Origin of the sequence: Pseudarthrobacter sp. MM222, assembly GCF_947090775.1 — a bacterium.
Lineage (GTDB): Bacteria > Actinomycetota > Actinomycetes > Actinomycetales > Micrococcaceae > Arthrobacter.
Map to the genome: position 1 here is coordinate 3,870,747 of NZ_OX352321.1, position 19,914 is coordinate 3,890,660.

Below are 19,914 nucleotides of genomic sequence, written 5' to 3' on the forward strand. Positions count from 1 at the left end.
CCGCCAGCAGTAGCGCCGTCAATACAAAGGAGTCAGCGATGGCAGCAGTACAGAACGTCGGAATCGTGGGGGCAGGAGCCGCGGGGCTGACCGCCGCCATCCTCCTGTCGGACGCCGGAGTCCAGGTGGAAGTCCTGGAGAAGGCGGGCGCTCCGCAAACCCTGGGATCCGGAATCACCCTGCAGGGCAACGCCCTGCGGATTCTCCGCCAGCTCGGTGTGTGGAACGAGGTGGAGGCGAAAGGCTACGGGTTCAGCACGCTCGGTCTGCGCGCCCCGGACCCGGCCGGCACCGTACTCGCGGTCCTTGAGGACATCCGGACCGGCGGCGATGACCTCCCCGCCACCCTGGGCATGTACCGCCCCGACCTCACGGCCATCCTCCGGGAACGCGCCGAGCAGGCCGGTGCCCGGATCAGCTACGGCAAGACCGTCACCGACATAACAGACGACGGCGATTCCGTCACCGTCAACACTACCGACGGTTCGACCGCCCGGTACGACCTCCTGATCGGCGCGGACGGCCTGCATTCCGCGGTCCGTAAGGCCATCGGCATCGACGTGGAGCCCGCGCCCACCGGCATGGGCATCTGGCGCGCGTTCGTGGAGCGGCCCGAGGACGTGGTCCGCACGGACCTGACCTACGGCGGCCCCTGCTTTATCGCCGGCTACTGCCCCACCGGGCCCGACACCATCTACGCCTACCTGGTGGAGAAGGCGCAGGAACGCAGGCACGAGGACGGCCCCCGCATCATGGCTGAACTCGCTGCAGCGTACGGCGGTCCGTGGAACGAGATCCGCTCAAACCTGGACCACAGTGCCCGCATCAACTACACGTGGTTCACCACGCACCTCGTGGACGGCCCGTGGAACCGCGGCCGCATCGTGATCATCGGCGACGCCGCCCACAGCTGCCCGCCCACGGTGGCCCAGGGTGCGGCTATGGCCCTGGAGGACGCGGCCGTGCTGGCTGAACTGCTGATCAATGCGGACGACGTCACCGAGACCCTGTGGAAGGAGTTCACCGACCGCCGGCTGGACCGGGCAAACGCAGTGGTGAAGGCCTCCGTCCAGCTCGGCCAGTGGATGCTCGACGGCGTCCGCGACGCCGATGTGCCGGGCCTGATGCACTCGCTTTCCACGATGCTGAAAGAGCCCGCATGAGCGCCCACCGTCCTCAAGAACAAACCGCCACCGTGGACGTCCACGCCCACATCCTGCTTCCGGCCCTGCAGCAATTGGTGGCCGAAGCTGATCCTGAGGGGTTCGGCGCTCAACAGGCCCTGGAAGTCCGGCGCAACGGACCAGAGTCGATGGCCGCTTCGGGAAAGATGATCAAGGAGCGCTGGCCGCAGCTGACGGACCTGGACCGCCGTCTTGCGGACATGGACGCCCAAGGTGTGGACGTGCAGCTGGTCTCGCCGTCGCCGTCGCACTTCTACTATTTCGCAGGTGTTGAGCTGGCCTTGCAGGTGGCCAGGTCCGCCAACCAGGCGGTGCGGGAGTTCGTGGACCGCGCCCCGGAGCGGCTCAACGGACTGGGCCTGGTCCCGCTGCAGCACCCCGCCCTGATGGTGGAAGCCCTGGAGCACGCTGTGTTGGACTGCGGCCTGCTCGGCGTGGAAATCGGCTCGTTCGCCGCCACTCCCGCCGACCCGCAGCGCAGCACCGTTGAGCTCTCCGACCCCCGGCTGGAACAATTCTGGAGCCGGGCCGAAGAGCTGGGTGCCCTGGTATTCCTGCACCCCTTCGGCTGCTCGCTGGATGAGCGACTGGACCAGTTCTACCTCGCAAACACCGTCTCCCAGCCCGCCGAAAACGCGGTGGCACTGTCGCACCTGATCTTCAGCGGAGTCCTGGACCGGCACCCGGACCTCAAGGTACTGGCCGCGCACGGCGGGGGCTACCTTCCCACCACCCTGGGCCGCTCGGACCACGCCTGGCGGGTCCGGCCGGAGGCACACGGCTGCGCCCAGCCGCCGTCGTCCTATCTGAAGAAACTGTACTTCGACTCGCTCGTCCACAGCCCCGCTGAACTGCGGGCGCTCTTGGCCGTCGCGGGGCCGGAACAGGTGCTGCTCGGCTCGGATTATCCCTTCGACATGGGTTCGGACGGGCCGGTGGACGAGGTTCGGGCTGCCGGACTCTCTGCCGACGACGAGGCTCAGGTCTTGGGCAGCAATGCACGCACGCTGGGCATCACCGCGGCGGCCGCCCTGACCGCCCATCGCAATGCTTAAGGAACACTCACATGGTGAAGATTGCCCGTTGGAATGACGACGGCGGGACGCAGTCCGGCTTCGTGGACGGCGTCAACTGCTACGCCCTGCCGGCAGGCCAGGGCGTCCAGGCACTGCTTGACGCCGGACTCGAGGAGACGCTGGCACTTGCCCGCCAGGTCATTGGTTCCGCTGCTGCCGTTCCGCTGGCGGACGTGCACCTGCTCGCCCCGCTGGCGCCTGCCTCCATCCGCGATTTCGTAGCGTTCGAAGAACACGTCGAAGGCGTGCGGAAGAGCATCGACGGCGTGGCCGGCGTAGTGCCCGAATGGTACGAGGCGCCCACCTTTTACTTCACCAATCCGCATACGGTGACCGGCACCGGCGAGTTGATCGGTATTCCGGCGGGCTGTACGGACCTGGACTTCGAAACGGAAGTCGCCGCCGTCGTCGGACGCGTTCCCGGCAGTGACGGCCGCAACCTGACAGCGTCGGAGGCCCACCGGCACATTTTCGGTTACACGGTGCTCAACGACTGGTCGGCGCGTGACCTGCAGCGCCGGGAGATGAAAGTCAGCCTGGGGCCGTGCAAGGGCAAGGACTTTGCCAACACCCTGGGACCCTGGATTGTCACCGCCGACGAGTTCGAGGACCGGCACGACGCCGAAGGGTTCCTGCCGATCTCCATGGCCGTGGAGGTGAACGGGAAAGCTATCGGGCAGGACCTGCTGTCCAACATGGGGTGGCCGTTTGCCGAACTCGTGGCCTACGCCTCGCAGGATTCCGTGGTGCGGCCCGGCGATGTGCTGGGCTCCGGCACCTGCGGCAGTGGCTGCCTCGCGGAGCTCTGGGGGCGGAACGGCGCGAAGACTCCCCCGCCGCTGAAGACCGGCGACGTGGTGCGGATGACAGTGGAGGGAATCGGCAGCATCGAGAACACCGTGGGTCCCGGACGCGAAGCCGCGACCCGGGTTCCGTCCCGGCCCCGTCCACGCAACCGGGTTGCTGCTGCGGTTCCGTCCGGTACCTAGGGTGGTGTCCCTTCAGCTCGAGGGCCGGACTGTGTTGGTCACCGGCGCGGGCCAGGGCCAGGGCGCTGCAGAGGCGCGCCTGCTGGTGGAGGCCGGGGCCCGGGTCATCGCCACCGACTTGGCGGCGGATATGCCGGCCGGGCTGGGGGGTTTGTCATCGGCTTCAGGCGGTGCGCTGATGTATCGGCGGCTGGACGTCAGCGATGCCTCCGGCTGGTCGGCACTCGCTTCCTGGATGCAGTCCCGGGGATGGCAAGTGGACGGGCTGGTCAATAATGCCGGCATCACCCAGCGCAGCCGGCTTCTCGATGCCACGGTGGCCGACCTGCAGAGGGTCTATGAGGTGAACGTTGCCGGCAGCTTGCTGGGAATCCAGTCGCTCGCGCCGTTGATGGTCGGCGGGGCATCGATTGTTAATGTCGGCTCCGTTGCCGGCCTGACCGCGCACTATCCGGTCGCCTACACCGCGAGCAAGTGGGCGTTGCGCGGACTCTCCCAGGTGGCCGCCATGGAACTTGGCCCGCGCGGGATCCGGGTGAACACCGTCCATCCGGGCTTCATCGAAACCCCCATGACCTCGGGCGCCAGGCCGGAGTTTCGGCAGGCCACCCTGGCCGAAACCCCGCTGGGCCGCACCGGTAGCGTGGAGGAGGTGGCCGGCGGCGTGCTCTTCCTGCTAAGCCCGCTCTCGTCCTTCGTGACGGGCGCGGAGATCCCGGTGGACGGCGGGCAGTCATCCCACGGCGGCGCGAAATCAGTCTCCGACGCCCTGCGTTAACCAAACGGCTAGCCGGGCAGCACAGCCGACCAGCCGCCGTCGACCATCAAATTGGCGCCGGTGACGTAAGAGGCCTCGTCCGATGCCAGGAACAGCGCGCACTTTGCCACTTCTTCGGGCGCGCCGATCCGGCCCAGCGGGATGCTGCCGGCGATGGTCCGCATCGGATGGTCGCGAGCGAGGAGGTTGCCCTCCGTTGCCGCGGTACGGATCATTCCCGGGCTGACCGCATTAACCCGCAGACCGTGCGGGGCACCTTCGGCTGCGAGCTGTTTGGTCATCGCCACCACGGCCCCTTTCGTGGCGGTGTGGGCCAGCCGGCCGTTGGTCATGGAACCGGTGACCCCCGCTGTGGACCCGACGAGGACGATGGCACTGTTTGCAACCTGGATCAGCTGCGGCTAGAAGTACTTGACCGGCAGGAACACCACGTCCATCTCGTGTTCAATGTTCCACTTCCAGTCATCGAAGGTGAGCTCCCCCACCGGGGCGAAGCGCGTGACGGCAGCGTTGGCGTACAGGATATGGACCTGCCCGTGCATGGCGGCGACATCCGCAGCCCAGGCCGCCACCGCGGCCTCGTCCGTAAGATCCACCCGGCTGCTGCTCATCCGGCCACGGGCGTCGGCGACCGCCGCAACGGTGGCTGCGGCGCCGTCGTCGTCCATGTCGCACCCAACAACTAAGGCCCCTTCCGAAGCGAAGGCGAGCGCGGCCGCCCTGCCCTGGCCGCTGGCCGTTCCGGTGATGACGGCTGTCTTGCCGGCAAGGCGCGGGCTTGAAGCGGACATGGAAATTCCTTCCGAAGGCGTGTTTCCTCGACTTTCGCAGGGATGGGCCGGAAGGGGAACGGCGTATCGGGTCTAGGTGGTATCCGCCGCGTGGATACTCACGGGGACGGGTTCAGCCCTCTTCCACAGCAGCGCCCGCGGCCGGTGCCGCAGCGTCTGCGGCCAGGGCCTTACGCCGACGGTAAACCTGGACCGCGATGGCTGTGGGGATCACGGCCAAAGCGGTGATCCGCATCCAGGGCCGGTCCAGGACATGGCCGGTGAGTGCATCCAGGGAGTAGGGGCCAGAACCGCCAATAGTGAAGGCCACGGCTGCCAGGCCGAGCACGGCGGGATACTCGAGACCGCCCTCTTGGGCGAAGAAACCGTTCGGGGCATGGACGCTGGCTGCGACGCCCATCGTGGTTGCGGCAGCGGCGCCGGCGGCAGGGGTGGCCATCCCCAGGGCCAAGGCCAGACCGGCTCCTGCTTCACCAAGGCCCGCAAGGACGGCGCTGGGTTTTGCGGGGCGGAACCCCATGGCGTGCATTCCCTTGCTGGTGCCTTCAACGCCTCCCCCGCCGAACCAGCCGAAGAGTTTCTGGGTTCCGTGCGCGATGAGCACCCCTCCCAGACTGGCCCGGAACAGGGTCTGCGCGGCGGCCGCCGCCTCAGGGCTGGTGGTTACATTGCTCATGTCAGTCCTCCTTGGGTTGCCTGAGTCGCTGCCCGGCTCGCTGTGAGCACGATTGTACGTCTGCGGAATCTTCCGGTCACGGGTGGGAATACTAGGCAGGACACCGCCGCCGGGAGGGAACAAGCCTGGCCTTAAGCGGTATCCGCCGCGTGGATCGCCACCGGATGGGCGTTGACGGGGAAGAGCTCGTGGAGCCGGGCGCAGGAGCGCTGAACCACGGACCGCAGCCACACGCTCGCCGGGTCCTCCGCCTGGGACGGGTGCCAGTACATGGCCTCCACCAGTGACGCCTCGGTTCCGCCGGAGAACTCCAGCACCACGATATCCGCGCCGCGCTGGGCCCGCCCGGCCAGCATCCGCGGGACGAGTGCCACAAGGTCAGTGCCTTCGACCAGGAGCGGCAGGGACAGGAAGCCGGCCACCACGGCCGCTACCCGGCGCTGGATGCCCCGCGACTCGAACAGCTTGTCCGCCGGGGTGCTGATGCCCTCGCCGAAGTAGCCGACGGCGTGCGGCACCGCAGTCAGGTCTTCGAGGGTCAGGCGGGGCTGCTGGAGCAGCGGGTTGCCGGCGTCGGCCACGGCCACAAAGCTGTCACGGAAGAGCTGTTTGCTGGCTCCCTGCATCTGGTACCCCGTGGGCCCCACCAGCAGGTCGATCTTGGAGTAGTCGGCCATCTGGCCCTGGATTCCGGAGCCGGCGGTGGGGACGAAGTCCACGGACACCCCCGGTGCTTCTTCCCGCAGGATCCCCCGCAACGGTCCCACGATCAGCGCCGCAGCATAATCCGAGGCGGCGATAATGAACTCCCGCTCGCTGGTGGCCGCATCAAACCCGGACCGCACGCGCGTGGCCCGCTGGATGTGAAGCATGGCTTCATCAACCAGCGGGACCAGGGATTGGGCAAAGGGGGTGAGGTCATAGGTGCGGCCGTTCCGGACCAGGAGCTCGTCGTCGAAATGGCGCCGGAGCCTGGCCATCGCCGCGCTGGTGGCCGGCTGGCTGAGCTGGAGCCGCTCCGCCGCCCGGGAGATGTTGCGCAATTCCAACAGGACCTGAAGTTGGGGCAGCAGGTTCAGGTCCAGGTTCTTCATGCTTACAGGTTATCCGTGCGCGCGGTGCGGCCTTTCCACTGGACCAGATGCCTGTCAGGAACCCAGTTCCTCGGCAACCCTCCGGGCGCCGCGCACCGCGATGGCAACGCTCATCAGGGTGGGGTTCATCGCGGTCGCCGTAGGGATAAGGGCATTTCCGCCCACCACGAGGTTCTCGTAACCCCACACCCGCGACCATGGATCCGCCACCGAAGTTCCGTCGTCCGCGGCGCCCATCCGCATGGTGCCCTGGTAGTGCAGGCTGGAACCGTTGGGCATCAGCCGCGGCTCGGCGACAAAGACGCCCAGGGCCTTACCGGCGCGGCGCAGCCGCTCGGTGGCCTGTGCGATCTCCGTTTCCTCCCGTTCAGTGAGCGCATACTCGATGGTCATATTCGGGAAGCCGCGGTAGTCCGGCTCGTTCTCGTCAAAGGTGACGGCGTCCTCATAGCGCGGGTGCTTGCGCAGGCCGTAGCCCATGTTGACGTAGCCCCAGCGGTTCTCGGAATACGGCGCGCCCGGCTCCATGGGGAACGGCGTGGTCTCGGTGTACATCACCTGGACGGAGAAAGGGTGCTCCGGCTCGGAGAATGGGATGCGGTTCACTGCCGCCACCGGATCGGCGGAATTCAGCGCCCGCCGGGCCAGCTCCGCACCGAGGTCTTCTTCCGTGGCGAACCGTCCCATCTTCTCGGCGTCCAATGCCACCGTGGAGATGACCACCGGATGCTCGGTCAGGTAGTGGCCCAGGGCCTTCGGGCGGACGCCCGAAGCCCACAGCAGCTGCGGGGACCGGAAGGCATCGGCGGCGACCACAACAATGTCCGCTGCCACGAAGGAGGTCTCCCCCGTGCGGAGGTCCTGGACGGTGACGCCGGTGGCGCGGTGTCCGTCGAACTCCACCCGGCGGACCAGGGTGAGGTCGCGCAGTTCGAACTGCTTCGCGAGCGGGCTGTCCTTTTCGATCAGCGGGCCGAGGACGACGTCGGCCCCGGCCCAGCGCACTGACCCGTCGGGCTGCGGGTCCCCGGCAACCGGAAGGGTGCCCACGCCGTACCCATCCGGCAGCTCGGCGCCGAACTCTTCATCGAGGAGGGTCCGAATGGCCTCACCAACGGCGGAATCCGCGAACGCGGCACTGTGGACGTGCAGCAGCTGCTTGGCGTCCTCAATCAGCCCGTCCCATTCGTCGTCGGCGATAAAGGGGATCTTTTCGCTGAAGGCGGGCGACGGTGTCGCGCAGGTCCAGTGGGCGCCCTGGCCACCAACGTTGGTGGCCGCAGCCGCGGCCGGGAAGGAGGAAGCGTGGGCGGAGCCTGCGCCGCCGAAGTCGAGGAGGTGGGTGCCCTGGCGGGCCGTGAACATGCCCTCGGCGACGGTGGCTGCCGGAATGCCAAGCGATTCCCGGTAGGCGCCGGCCTGCGGCCCCTGGGACATTTCCCGGGCACGCGCCTTCTCTGCAGGGTCGGGGATGTTGCGGACGCTCTCGCCGGGGACGTGGGTGAGCTGCGGCCCGGCCTCGAACATCACCACCCGCGCGTTCGGGACCTGCTCCAGGAGCACCCGTGCGTAAGTGGAACCGATGGGTCCGCTGCCGACGATGGCAATAGTTGGGTTGGACATGATGTCTCCTTTGAAATCAGGCCGAGAGGGATTCGGAAGTGGTGTTGGGAGCGGGAACGGGTTCGTCGGAGAGGCGGCCGTGCGGCAGAAGGACCGCCGCGACAATCCCCACCGCGTAGGTGGCCGCCAGGGCAATGAAAATCGGCGTGAAAACCGAGCTGTAGATTTGTGCCACGGTGGCCTGGATTGCCGGCCCGGCCCCGTGGACCAGCTGCGGCGTTAGAGTGGAAGCGTCAAGGCCTGCCGGCAAAAGAGCCGCGACGCCGAAGCCGATCACTCCGCCGATGACCGCCGTCGCCACTGTGGACCCCACCTGCCGTACCAGGTTGATGGTGGCCGTGATGGTCCCGGTCTGGCTGGCCGGGGCGGCGCCCTGGACCACCGCGACGATCAGGCTCATAAACGCTCCCGTGCCCATGCCCACCACGGCCATCACCATCATGGGAACCCACAGCGGAAGGCCCGCGGGCAGCATGGCCATCACCAAAAGCCCGGCGGCCCCCATCGAGGTTCCCAGGATCGGGAAAATCCGGTATTGCCCGGTCCGGCTGGCAAGCCATCCGGTCAGCAGATTGCTGATCAGCATGCCGAACACCGTGGCGATGGGGACAAGGCCGGACACGGTGGCGCTGGTCTGGTAGGCCATCTGGAAGTACGTGGGCAGGTAGGCAGTGATGGAGAAGAGGCCGACGCCGATAATCGCCGAGAGTGCCGTGCCTGCCGCGATGGTCCGGTTGGCGAAAAAGTGGAGCGGCACGATGGGTTCGGGTGCACGCCGCTCGATGAAAAAGAAGGCAGCGAAGCCGGCGATGCTCACCGCGAGCGCGGCAGCAGTGGCGGGGCCGGCGCTCCGTTCGGCGGCCCAAGTAACGGCGAGTACCAGCGCCACCAAGGCGGTGGTGAAGACCGAGGCCCCGGCAATATCGAAGTGGCGGGGCATGGGGCCGGGCTCCAGGTGCGGAACGGCCACGAGCGCGAGGCCCAGGGCCGCTGCACCCACCGGGATGTTGATCCAGAAGACCCACTGCCAGCCCCAGTAATCGGTAATGGCGCCGCCGAGCACCGGGCCCACCAGGATCGCGATGGGGAAAGCGGCGCCAATTATGGCCATGTAGCGGGGCCGTTCCCGCTGGGTGGTGACGCGGGCAATGATCGTCTGGGACATCAACTGCAGGCCCGCGGAGCTCATGCCCTGCAGGACGCGCGCGGCAATCAGCCAGGCCATGTCCGTGGCGAAGCCGCAGGCCAGTGAGGCGGCCAGGAACATCACCAGCGAGAAGATGAAGATGCGGCGCGCGCCCAGCACATCGCCCAGTTTGCCGAGAACCGGCAGCAGCACCGTACTGGCGAGGGTGTAGCCCACCACAACCCAGCTCATCAGGGTTAACGCGCCGAGTTCACCCGCAATGGTGGCAAGGGAAGTGGACACTACCGTGTGGTCCAGGGCACCGAGGAAGGAGACCGAAAGCAGGGAGACAACAAGGAGACGGAGTCTAAGAGGCGAAAGTGGCATAGTGATCTACCCGAACGATCGGGCCGTCGACGCGACGTGGTGTGCCTCCGGCGCACCATCACACCGGAGAACGGGTCCGGAAGGAACCCCGGCGCCGTTACCCATGATACTGCACTTTAGTCTGAATGCAACATAAGAATGTGTAGATTCGACATGATGGTCGGCCCTCTCCCTACGCATCGAGCAGGGCACGGGTCAGTGCCATGTCCTGCAGCAGATCCTCCAGGTCGGCTGCCAACCCACCGGACAACGAGGCCTCGATCGCCCGGCGGAGCGCCACGCGCGCGGAGGACTCATAGCGCCCCGGAGCCCGAAACACCCCCTCGTTCGTGAAGGTCTCCACCCGGGCCAGCCCGGCGGGCTGGTCGACGGTGACTTCGGTCCGCACCTCGCCAAGGGCAAGCACCTGGAGCAGGCCGCCGGCATGGAGACCACCGATTGCGGTTGCCGAAAGGGTGGCGGGAACCGTCTCGCCGTTGTAGCTGCCCGATTCCAGGAGTGCGATCCTGCTGTGCACAGTGGCAATGCTTGACCGAAGCGCCAGGGATCCGCCGGCGAGGGACCGCATCCAGCCAAAGCCGTCGCAGATGAGAACACCAAGGCCTGCAGCGGGGGCGGCGCACTCAACGGTTATGGTCCGGGCGGGGCTCCCGCGTCTTGCCGCAACCGCATCGGCTGCAACATCGGGGCGCAGGCGGGGCCGTTCAACGATCACCGGGATGTCTCCCGGCCACCGCCCGGACTCGAAGGCTTCCCGCGGAAGGACCCCAGGATCCGCAAGCACCACCGCCGACGCTCCGCCGCCGCGGGCCGCCAGCATCCCCTGCCACCAGTCGCCCGTTCCGGGAACCACCGCCACCGCACCGCGCATATCATCGGTGAGTGCGGCACTGACCGGAAGCTCGGCGACAGCGGCCGTGTAGGCAGGCAACGCGGTGAAGACGCTGAATGCGCGGTCCCGACTCATCGCTGCGCCCCTTCAAGAACCTTCGCAGCAGCAGCATCGGCCAGGTCAATTGCATAATGGGCGTCAGCCAACAGTTCGTCGTACTCCACAGGGGCATCCCCTTCAAGGAGCGAGGCCAGCAGGCGCCACTCGGCCACGTAGCCATCCTCGTCATCCCGCGGATACTCCGTCCACAATCCATCGATGCTCCGCACCCGGGTGGCAGCGCTTCCGGCATGGACAAAGGCGGGCGGGAAATTCACCTCGATTCGGTCATGGGAGGTGGCGATACTCATCCGCCAAAGGGCGTCCGCCCCCTCGGGAAGCATGGTCAGCGCCAACTGCACCAGGACCGCGCCGGCCCGGTACCCCACCAAGTAGCCAATGGGGGAAACGACCCGCGCGTAGACAACCTCATCAATGCCGGGCGCGATGTCCCTCACCGCCGGAAGATCATGAATTGCGAGGCCGGTCAGCAGCTGCCTCACAATGCCTGCCGCCACGGCAGGGTTGCCAAGGTCCGGGCGTGCCCGCCCGGCAGCCTGGAAAGGACCGCCCTCGCCAACGAGCCGGTGGTACCTGTCATTTGGCGGAAGCGCCAACGTCACGGAGATGGCCCGCACCCGGCCCTCCAGTGCAACGAGATGGTGCTTCGCGCGCTCCCATGCGGGGTCAAACAGATGGTTCGTTCCGACCAACAGGGTGGCGCCTGCCTCGCGGCAGGCGGAGACAACGCGGTCCGCTTCCTCCCTGCTGGTGGCCAGCGGCTTTTCACAGAAAATGGCGCGCTTGCCCGCGCTGAGTGCCGCCAGGATTTGGCGGGCGTGCTCACTGGGCGGGCTGCAGATTGCCACCAGGTCCACGGCCGGGTCGGCCAGCAGGTCCGCCTCCCCTTCCGACCAGCGGGCATCATGCCCTTCAGCCAGCGCCCGGGCGCGCCCGCTTCCCGCATCGGCAACGTGCACCACCTTGAACAGTTCCGCAAGCCGCCCCAGCACCGGCAGGTGAAGCGCCGCAACACCGGGCCCCGCGCCAATAATCCCCACGTTCCAAGGCATCGTCGCCCTCCTTCTTCTGTCACTATTATTCATAAGTAGGGAATGATCTGGCTATAGTCCCCGCGAACCGCGCGTTAGTGGGCTTTGATGTGTGAGAATTGTGAACTATGACGACAGAGTCCACCCTCCGCTTCGGAGCCCAGACCGATGAAGTGACGAGCCTACTGAGGATCGTCAACCTGGTGCGGACGGGTGAGGCAACCACCCGCCCCGAAATCGGCAAGGTCACCGGCCTGGGCAGGGGTGTTGTCAGCCAGCGGGTGGATCAGGCCATCCAATTCGGCTTCCTGGGCGAGGGAGAATTCGGCGCCTCCTCCGGCGGCCGTGCGCCCCGGACCCTGCGCTTTCGCGCCGAGCGGGGGCGGATCATCGTCTGCGCCCTCGGAGCGGCCCACATCAGGGTGGGTTTGACGGCACTCGACGGCGACGTCCTGGAGCATACGCACCGCACCTGGGATATTTCCCGGGGCCCGGAGAAGACCATTGAGGCAGTCATGGCCCTCGTGGACGACGTGCTGAAGAAGGACTCCAAAGTGCCCGTCTGGGCCGTGGTGGTAGGCCTTCCCGGTCCGGTCGACTTTGCCTCCGGGCAACCCGTGTCGCCTCCTATCATGCCCGGATGGAACGGCTTCGACGTTCGAACCCCATTCGAGGAGCGCTTCAACGCCCCGGTCTGGGTGGATAACGACGTCAACCTGCTGGCCCTGGGCGAACGTGCCCGCCGCCGGGACTCCCTTGCGGACCTCATCTACTGCAAGATCGGTTCCGGAATCGGTGCGGGACTGCTGTCCCAGGGCAGGATCCACCGGGGCGCGAACGGCGCCGCCGGTGACATCGGCCATGTCCGGGTCCTGGATTCCACTGCCCAGTGCCGCTGCGGCAAGATCGGCTGCCTGGAAGCCGTGGCCAGCGGCTGGGCCCTTGTCAGGGATGCGGAGCAGGCCATCAAGGATGGCGCAAACAGCTCCATGGCTCCGATAGTGAAAAAGGGAGCACTGACCCTTGAGGAGATCACCCTGGCAGTCCGGTCCGGTGACCCCTTGGCCATCACCCTGATTCAAAAGTCGGCGCGGGTAGCGGGCGAGACCATTTCAGCCCTGGTGAACATGTTCAACCCCAGCGTCATCGTCATCGGCGGCGCCATGGGGTCGGCCGGTGAGGTGTTCCTGGCCGAAGTCCGGCAGCGGGTCTATGAACTGTCGCTGCCGCTTGCCACGCGCGATCTGACAATCACCCTCTCCGTGGCTGACGAGCGCGAACCCCTCCGCGGCGGCGCCGAACTGGCGCGCGAGCAGCTGTTCGATGTCACCTTCCCGCGCTGGTTTGCTGACGGCCGCCCCTCACCGGAGCGGGTCGCAGTTCCCGCCTAAGATTCGGCACCGCCGGGCGCGCCCGCTCAGGCCACGTCCCGGGACACACTCGGTACCTGTGCCCGGTCACGCTCCAGCCGGGCCTCCAGATGGAACGGCAGGACCAGGGGCGAGCCGGGCCGCGCCTGCAGGTAGGGCACCATCAGCTGGAAGTCGACGGCGACGGCGTGCGCCCCGCGTGACAGCTCGCGCCGGCACGCCAAGACAAGCCTGTCCTGCACGAACCACCACCCGGACTCCTCGCGCAGCGCGTCGGCACGGATAGTGCAGTCACCCAACACCACGCACAACTCCCTCGGTGCGACCGGAACGCCGTCCACTTCCACCGCGAGGCCAGCCACGCTGGACAGGGGCATCGAGCGGATCCACGGCAGGCCAAGCCGCAGATCAAAACCTCCCGGAGTGGCGGTCAGCGCATCTTCGCGCAAAGCGGTTTCCAACATGGCTTCCGTCCTTTATCCTGAAACTGACATAAGTTTGTCATTAACAAGCATAAAGGGGAAGACGCCGTATGGCTTCCGAAATTCCAAGCAGCTGGACGCTTTGCGCCAGCTCCTTCAACTGGACCCCGGACATCATCGCCGCCCGCCGGACGGCCCGGGACATAGTCACCGGCATCGCGGACTCAGTGGTGCAGACGATAGAGCTCGAGCCCGGGCTGGTGTGGCGGTCCTTCCCGGCTCCGCACGATGCCGAGGTCGATGAGCTGCGGAATGCCCTGGCGTCAAAGGGCGGGGCTGTCAGTATCGTCGGGGCCAGCCTGGACGACTTCACGCCTGCGGGACCACGTTCCGTTCAGGAGCGCCTGGATTTCCTGGTCCCCCAGATCCATGCCGCGCACCGCGTTGGAGCCAGCGGAATCCGGCTTCCGATCGGGCAGGCGGGGAGGGACTTGCTCACGCTGGTCCAGCCTCTCCTGCACGAGCTCGACCTGGTGCTGTACGAGGAAATCCAAGGGCAGCAGGCCCCCGGCAGCGCCGCCGTCGAACCGGCCCTCGAAGCGATAGGCGCCCTCGGAGATGACCACGTACGGGTGCTCGTGGACATCAGCATGCTGATGCCCGCCCTTCCCGTCACCTACCTTGAAGAACTGCGCCGGGGTGGCATGCCCCAGGACTTCATGGGGCGCCTGGAGAATGACTGGCGCGACCCGTCCACACTTGACGCCGTGACCGCCGTGCTCCGCTCAGGAAACGTGCCGCCGCGGATCCACACCCTCTTTATGAACCTGCTCATCCGCTTTGGCCGCAGTGACGCGGCGGACCTGCAGGCCATCCTCCCCATAGTGGGCGCCTTCCACCTCAAGTTCTGGGACCTGCACGACGACGGCGGGCGGGTTTCGCAGCCGCTGCGGGACCTGGGCGGCCTCCTGGGCAGCAACGGCTTCAGCGGCACGCTAACGAGTGAGTGGGGCGGCCACGAGTGGCTCCAGGACGATCCCACGGAGATGACGCGCCGGCACCTTGCCTTGGCGGAGATAGCCCTCGCGGAGGCAGCGCTGGTTGAGCCTGTCCAGAGCTGACGTCGCCCGGCTTAGTCACAGCTGAACAAACAAAGAACGGCCAGCCCTGAGGGGCTGGCCGTTCTGCTGTACTGGAGCTACTGCGGGCGCTGCTACTTGGTGCTGAAGGCTGCGTCGAAAGCCGCTGCCGAGGGCTCGTAACTGGAGAGCCTGCGGACGAATGCCAGCGCTTCGGGGGCGCCGTCCAGGCGGTCCATTCCGGCGTCCTCCCACTCCACGGACAACGGGCCGCGGTAGCCGATGGAATTGAGCATCCGGAAGGCGTCCTCCCACGGCACGTCGCCGTGACCGGTGGAGATGAAGTCCCAGCCGCGCCGCGGGTCGGCCCAGGGCAGGTGGGATGAGAGCCGGCCGTTGCGGCCGTTGGTGAGCCGCTTCTTCGTGTCCTTGCAGTGCACGTGGTAGATGCGGTCCTTGAAGTCCCACAGGAACCCCACGGGGTCGATGTCCTGCCACACCATGTGGCTCGGGTCCCAGTTCAGCCCAAAGGCCTCGCGGTGCCCGATCGCCTCAAGGGTGCGCTGCGTTGTCCAGTAATCGTAGGCAATTTCGGAGGGGTGGACCTCATGGGCGAACCGGACACCGACCTCGTCAAAGACGTCCAGGATGGGGTTCCACCGGTCCGCGAAGTCCTGATAGCCGGCGTCGACCATCTTTTCGGAAGCCGGCGGGAACATCGCCACGTACTTCCAGATGGACGATCCCGTGAACCCGGTCACCGTCTTCACTCCGAGCTTGGCGGCGAGCCGGGCAGTGTTCTTCAACTCCTCGGCGGCACGACGGCGGACCCCCTCAGGCTCGCCGTCGCCCCAGACGCGGTCCGGCAGGATGCCGCGGTGCCGTTCGTCGATCGGGTCGTCACAGACAGCCTGGCCCTTAAGGTGGTTGGAGATGGTCCATACCCGGAGTCCGTGGCGTTCGAGGATGTCCAGCCTGCCCTGCACATAGGCGTCGTCGTCCCAGCGCCAGGGATCCAGGTGGTCACCCCAGCATGCGATCTCCAGCCCGTCGTAGCCCCATTCGCCGGCGAGCCGGGCCACCTCCTCGAACGGCAGGTCGGCCCACTGGCCGGTGAACAAAGTGATCGGTCGTGCCACGTTTTTCCCTCCTACACTGCCTGGACAGAGACGCCGGCGGCGACGCGCATCCAAGCCGAATCATTGTCGGAACTGTGTTCAACGGCCTCGAGCACGCGCTGCACCCGCAACCCGTCAGCGAACGTCGGATGCGGATCGCTGCCGTTCACGATGCCCTCCACGAGGTCCTTGACCTGGTGGGAGAACCCGTGCTCGTAGCCGAGCATGTGCCCTGCCGGCCACCAGGCCGAAACGTAGGGGTGCTCCGCTTCGGTGACCAGGATTTTCCGGAAGCCCTGGCGGTCCGGTGGTGCCGTCCGGTCGTAGAACTGGACGCTGTTAAGGTCCTCGAGGTCGAACGCCAGTGCGCCCTTGTCCCCCGAGACTTCAATCTGCAGGGCGTTCTTGCGGCCGGTGGCAAAGCGTGAGGCCTCGATCGATGCCAGCGCACCGGATTCGAACCGGCCGGTGAAGATGGCAATATCGTCCACCGTCACCTGGCCCTTGCCGGCACCGGCTGTGCCGGACAGGCCTGTGCTGGATTGTCCGGCAGCGGAATCGGGCAGCGGACGTTCCTTCACGATGGTGTCGATGACCCCGGACACCGTCGCCAGGTTCATTCCTGTCACAAACTGGGCCAGGTCAATCGCGTGCGCCCCGATGTCCCCCAACGCCCCGGAGCCGGCATGCTCCTTCTGCAGCCGCCACGCCAGCGGCATGGCGGGATCCACAAGCCAGTCCTGGCGGTAGGAGGCCCGCACCTGGTTGATGGTCCCCACGGCACCTTCGGCAATGAGGTTGCGCAGGAAGGTTACCGCCGGAACGCGCCGATAGGTGAAGCCCACCATGGCGCGGACGCCCCGGGCGGCGGCGCATTCGGCCGCTTCGGCCATCGCTTCGGCTTCCGCCACGGTGTTGGCCAGAGGCTTTTCGCACAGGACATGCTTTCCAGCCTCAAGCGCCGCGATCGCAATCTCGGCATGGGAGTCGCCTGGCGTGACGATGTCGACGACGTCGATATCGTCCCGGGCGATGACTTCGCGCCAGTCCGTGGCGGACTCAGCCCAGCCCCATTTTTGGGCGGCTGCGGCAACGGCCGAGGCGTTCCGGCCCACAATGACCGCCATTTCCGGCTCTGCAGGGAGATCGAAGACCCGCGGCGCCGTGCGCCAGCCCTGTGAATGGGCCGCGCCCATGAAGCCGTAACCGATCATGGCCACCCGCAGGGCTGTCATGCCAGCACTACCTTTCGCTCAACCGCCACCCGGTTTCCGACGTAGCGCATGGGCGCGATCTGCATGTAGAGCAGGCGGAGGGTCAGGATGACCTCGACGTCGATCTCTTCGCCGGTATCGGGAACGCGGTCCAGCGGGATGATCACGTCGGGCTTGTCCGCGACGAACCACAGGGTTTCCCATTGCTCGGGCAGCTCTGCGATGGAGTATGACGTGCCCTGCAGTTCGAAGCGGAGGGATTCCTTGGGGATCGCCGCGCCGTTGACTGTTGCCGCAACATCGTCCACGGCGGACAGCCAGAGGCTGCGGTACCAGGGCAGTTGCACGGACACCGAAATGCCCTCGGGGTGCCTGCGGACGTCGGCGTCCTGGAACAGGGAGTTATGAGTTGCCATGGCTTTCCTTACTTCGCAGTCTCGACCAGGGTCGGGTTGGAAACAGTTGCATCAACGGACTCTTCGATGGCGCGGCGCATCAGCGTGTGCTGCTTCTTCACCAGGTCGATCGGATCCGATTCGCCAAGGTCGGCAAAGGCGTGGCCTTCCCATTCGCTGGAGAGGAATCCGGTGTAGCCGCCCTTGACGAACTGCCGGACAATCCGCGGGATGTCCATGGCAGGCTCGTTGCCGTTCTCGTCAATGTCGTAGAACTTGGCATGGACATGGAACATCTGCGGCATGATGTCCAGCCATTCCTCCGGCGGGACCAGCCCGTGCATGTTGAACGCCAGCCGGGTGAACGGGCCCAACTGCGCGGGATCGAAGTTGTTCTCCCGCAGGTAATCCTCGAACTCCTGGTTCCGCTCCTGCATCGGCAGCGGCTTGCGCCAGATGTCCTGCATAACGGCGAAATGCTCCTGGGGCAGGCCCATCTGGGTGAACGTACGGAACAGTGTCGGCGACAGGCTGTGCATGGTGGAGCTGAAGTCGGCGGTGAAGCCCAGCCGGTCGCTGCCGAGCTCCTCATACATCTCGCGGATCTGCAGGATCTTGGGATCGTTGGGTCCCTGTGGGGCGTGGATCTCGTAACCCAGCTTCTGGTCATACTTCTCGGCCAGGGGAAGGAGGCGCCGGAGCAGTTCCTTGCCGGCGGAGCGGATGACGATCTTCTTGAAGCCAAGCGTGTTGGCGGTCTGCAGCTGCCTGGCGAAGAAGTCGAACTCCTCGTCCGGCGTCATGTCACGGTCCTTGCGGCGTCCCATGTCCAGGTTGGTGCCCACAGCGCTGGGGGTCAGGCCGTAGCGGTCCATGCTGTCGCGCCACAGGCGGACGAAGTCCTCGTCCACGTCGGGGTAGGTGCGCAGCATCTGGGCGATGTTGAACTCGACGCCCGGGCCGAGGCCTTCATCGGCGACGGCCTTGATCAGCGTTTCCGGGGTGTAGAGCCCGGCAGCGAATTCGGAGGTGAGCGAATAGAGGGTAATGCCAAGCTCGATGCCCGAGCCTGCGATGCCTTCTGACATGTCTTTAGTTCCTTTTGTTTCAGCCGCGGACGGGCTGGGCGAGGTGGCTGTTGAGGATCCGGCGCGCTTCGGTTGCGTCGGTGATCATGGCAGAACCGGCGTCACCCGCAGCTGAGCGCTGGACGGCCTGCTCGCAGCGGATGATCTCGAACGGGTCCTGCCAGTTGTTCCAGTGCCAGCCTTCGTATTCGCTGGAGATGGCACCGGAGTAGCCGTTTTCCACGAGTTGCCGGACCAGGCCGCGCACCGGCACTGAGGGCTCTTCACCGTTTTCGTCGATGCCGAAGAACTTGCCGTGCACGTGGCGGACCCAGGGCATGATTTCCAGCCAGGTGTCCAGCGGCGCAGGACCGAACAGTCCCGTTCCGTTGATGCCGAAGTCGATGCCGAGGTCCGGCCGGCCATTCCGGGCGGCCAGGCCAATGAAGGCGCCGAAACGCTCGCCGTGGACCTTCTGGGTGTTCGGCGGCCCTTCGGCATAGAAGCCGTCCCACAGCTCAACCACCTGCCGGAGCAGGTCCTCCGAAGCACCACGACGGCGGTAGGCCTCCAGCAGGGACGGGGCAAAGCCGGTGACGGTCGCACCCCAGTCAGCGGTGAAGCCAAGCAGCGGGGAATCGAGCTTCTCGTACCGGTCGCGCAGCGCAAGGACCCGTTCGTGGGCGCCGTGCTGGTCCGCGTGGACCTCCAGGGCCAGGGTCACGCCGTACTTCTCGGCCACTGGCAGCAGGCTTTCCATGGCATCAGGCGTCAGCGAGATTTGCACGCGGGCGATCGGGAAGCCGAGCCGGGCGGCCACCTCGATCTGCTTGCGCATGTATTCGACCAGCTCGTCATGGTTCATCAGCCGGTCGCGGCGGATGCCCGTGTCAACGTTGACTGCAAGGGACGTGGGCACCAGGTCCACTTCCTCGACCAGATCGCGGAACTGCCCCACAAAGTTGTCATCGATCCGGTCCGGGAAGCCGCGCAGGCTGGAGAAGCCAATGACCTCAAGCCCCGGGCCGAAGCCTTCGGCCGCCACTTTGCGGATCAGGCCGTCAAGGTCGTACTGCCGGGCATGGGAGGCCCGGGTGAAGCTGTAAAGAGTGACGCCCTGGATCGGCGTGCCGAGGCTGGTCATCGCTGTGCCACCTTCATGGTCTTGGTGTCGTGCTCTTCGATGTGCAGCACGCCGTGGTCGGTGATGATGTAGGGGATGTAGAGCTTCAGGTCCACCCGGACCTCGTGCTCGGCCTGGCCGTCCTGGACGGGCAGCTCACCGGAAAGCACGGCAGAGTCGAGCGGAAACCACCATTCGCCGGTCTCATCCACGAGCTCTTCAAAGCTGAACGTGCGGTTGTTCATGGTCCAACGCAGCGTGTCCTCCGGCGCGGCAACGCCGTCAACCGTCAGCGCTGCACCGGCGATGCACGAGCCCGGAAGGGCGCGGTACCAGGGGATCCGGACTTCGACGGCGGTGCGGCCGTCCTGGGTGGTAAGTGTTCCCTGCTCGATTATGCGGTCGGCGATCATCGAGAC

19 protein-coding genes and 1 pseudogene are annotated in these 19,914 nt (G+C 66.4%); 6 read left to right on the plus strand and 14 right to left on the minus strand.

Annotated elements, in window-relative coordinates; all coding sequences use genetic code 11:
• The first annotated feature begins 38 nt into the window (after positions 1-38).
• From OM977_RS17730 to OM977_RS17745, 4 genes are read left to right on the plus strand one after another with little or no spacing between them, the layout of a single operon-like run.
• Positions 39-1,163, plus strand: a complete 1,125-nt coding sequence (locus OM977_RS17730) for an FAD-dependent oxidoreductase (protein ID WP_264355197.1) — start codon at positions 39-41, stop codon at positions 1,161-1,163.
• Positions 1,160-2,239 (plus strand): amidohydrolase family protein, encoded by a 1,080-nt coding sequence (locus OM977_RS17735; protein WP_264355198.1) that lies wholly within the window; start codon positions 1,160-1,162, stop codon positions 2,237-2,239. Before OM977_RS17730 ends, OM977_RS17735 begins: the two co-directional genes overlap by 4 nt.
• A gap of 11 nt (positions 2,240-2,250) precedes the next feature.
• Positions 2,251-3,249 carry a fumarylacetoacetate hydrolase family protein gene (locus OM977_RS17740; RefSeq protein WP_264355199.1) on the plus strand — a complete coding sequence of 333 codons (999 nt, stop codon included), beginning with the start codon at positions 2,251-2,253 and terminating at the stop codon, positions 3,247-3,249.
• Position 3,250: 1 nt separating this feature from the next.
• Positions 3,251-4,027, plus strand: a complete 777-nt coding sequence (locus OM977_RS17745) for an SDR family NAD(P)-dependent oxidoreductase (RefSeq protein WP_264355200.1) — start codon at positions 3,251-3,253, stop codon at positions 4,025-4,027.
• Positions 4,028-4,035: 8 nt separating this feature from the next.
• Here OM977_RS17745 and OM977_RS17750 read toward each other — a convergent pair.
• The 7 genes and pseudogenes from OM977_RS17750 to OM977_RS17780 form a co-directional block, all read right to left on the minus strand.
• A pseudogene (locus OM977_RS17750) lies at positions 4,036-4,818 on the minus strand (SDR family NAD(P)-dependent oxidoreductase).
• A gap of 112 nt (positions 4,819-4,930) precedes the next feature.
• Positions 4,931-5,494 carry a DoxX family protein gene (locus OM977_RS17755; RefSeq protein ID WP_264355201.1) on the minus strand — a complete coding sequence of 188 codons (564 nt, stop codon included), beginning with the start codon at positions 5,492-5,494 and terminating at the stop codon, positions 4,931-4,933.
• Positions 5,495-5,625: 131 nt separating this feature from the next.
• Entirely contained in the window at positions 5,626-6,588 is a 963-nt protein-coding gene (locus tag OM977_RS17760; RefSeq protein ID WP_264355202.1) for a LysR family transcriptional regulator, read from the minus strand.
• Positions 6,589-6,642: 54 nt separating this feature from the next.
• Complete coding sequence (locus tag OM977_RS17765) at positions 6,643-8,211, minus strand: GMC oxidoreductase (RefSeq protein WP_264355203.1); 1,569 nt, start codon at positions 8,209-8,211, stop codon at positions 6,643-6,645.
• A gap of 16 nt (positions 8,212-8,227) precedes the next feature.
• Positions 8,228-9,640: an MFS transporter gene (locus tag OM977_RS17770; protein WP_264355204.1), complete on the minus strand. Its 1,413-nt coding sequence runs from the start codon at positions 9,638-9,640 to the stop codon at positions 8,228-8,230.
• A gap of 256 nt (positions 9,641-9,896) precedes the next feature.
• Positions 9,897-10,691 (minus strand): hypothetical protein, encoded by a 795-nt coding sequence (locus OM977_RS17775; protein WP_264355205.1) that lies wholly within the window; start codon positions 10,689-10,691, stop codon positions 9,897-9,899.
• Positions 10,688-11,728, minus strand: coding sequence for a Gfo/Idh/MocA family protein (locus OM977_RS17780; protein ID WP_264355206.1), 1,041 nt, complete (start codon positions 11,726-11,728; stop codon positions 10,688-10,690). Before OM977_RS17780 ends, OM977_RS17775 begins: the two co-directional genes overlap by 4 nt.
• A 107-nt stretch (positions 11,729-11,835) precedes the next feature.
• On the opposite strand from OM977_RS17780, the gene OM977_RS17785 reads away from it, so the two are divergent.
• On the plus strand, positions 11,836-13,098 hold the full coding sequence (locus OM977_RS17785) for an ROK family protein (protein WP_264355207.1): 1,263 nt from the start codon (positions 11,836-11,838) through the stop codon (positions 13,096-13,098).
• A gap of 26 nt (positions 13,099-13,124) precedes the next feature.
• On the opposite strand, the gene OM977_RS17790 is transcribed toward OM977_RS17785, so the two are convergent.
• Complete coding sequence (locus OM977_RS17790; RefSeq protein ID WP_264355208.1) at positions 13,125-13,541, minus strand: C-glycoside deglycosidase beta subunit domain-containing protein; 417 nt, start codon at positions 13,539-13,541, stop codon at positions 13,125-13,127.
• 68 nt (positions 13,542-13,609) lie between these two features.
• On the opposite strand from OM977_RS17790, the gene OM977_RS17795 reads away from it, so the two are divergent.
• A complete protein-coding gene (locus OM977_RS17795; protein ID WP_264355209.1) occupies positions 13,610-14,620 on the plus strand; it encodes a sugar phosphate isomerase/epimerase in 1,011 nt (336 codons plus the stop codon).
• Positions 14,621-14,712: 92 nt separating this feature from the next.
• On the opposite strand, the gene OM977_RS17800 is transcribed toward OM977_RS17795, so the two are convergent.
• From OM977_RS17800 to OM977_RS17825, 6 genes are read right to left on the minus strand one after another with little or no spacing between them, the layout of a single operon-like run.
• On the minus strand, positions 14,713-15,717 hold the full coding sequence (locus tag OM977_RS17800) for a sugar phosphate isomerase/epimerase family protein (RefSeq protein ID WP_264355210.1): 1,005 nt from the start codon (positions 15,715-15,717) through the stop codon (positions 14,713-14,715).
• A gap of 11 nt (positions 15,718-15,728) precedes the next feature.
• Positions 15,729-16,931: a Gfo/Idh/MocA family protein gene (locus OM977_RS17805; protein WP_264355211.1), complete on the minus strand. Its 1,203-nt coding sequence runs from the start codon at positions 16,929-16,931 to the stop codon at positions 15,729-15,731.
• Positions 16,928-17,326: a C-glycoside deglycosidase beta subunit domain-containing protein gene (locus OM977_RS17810; protein WP_264355212.1), complete on the minus strand. Its 399-nt coding sequence runs from the start codon at positions 17,324-17,326 to the stop codon at positions 16,928-16,930. Before OM977_RS17810 ends, OM977_RS17805 begins: the two co-directional genes overlap by 4 nt.
• 8 nt (positions 17,327-17,334) lie before the next feature.
• The gene (locus tag OM977_RS17815; protein ID WP_264355213.1) at positions 17,335-18,393 is read right to left on the minus strand and encodes a sugar phosphate isomerase/epimerase family protein; all 1,059 of its coding nucleotides are present in this window, start codon (positions 18,391-18,393) and stop codon (positions 17,335-17,337) included.
• A gap of 19 nt (positions 18,394-18,412) precedes the next feature.
• Complete coding sequence (locus OM977_RS17820; protein WP_264355214.1) at positions 18,413-19,516, minus strand: sugar phosphate isomerase/epimerase family protein; 1,104 nt, start codon at positions 19,514-19,516, stop codon at positions 18,413-18,415.
• Entirely contained in the window at positions 19,513-19,908 is a 396-nt protein-coding gene (locus OM977_RS17825) for a C-glycoside deglycosidase beta subunit domain-containing protein (RefSeq protein WP_264355215.1), read from the minus strand. The genes OM977_RS17820 and OM977_RS17825 overlap by 4 nt, the downstream gene beginning before the upstream one ends.
• Between the last annotated feature and the right edge of the window lie 6 nt (positions 19,909-19,914).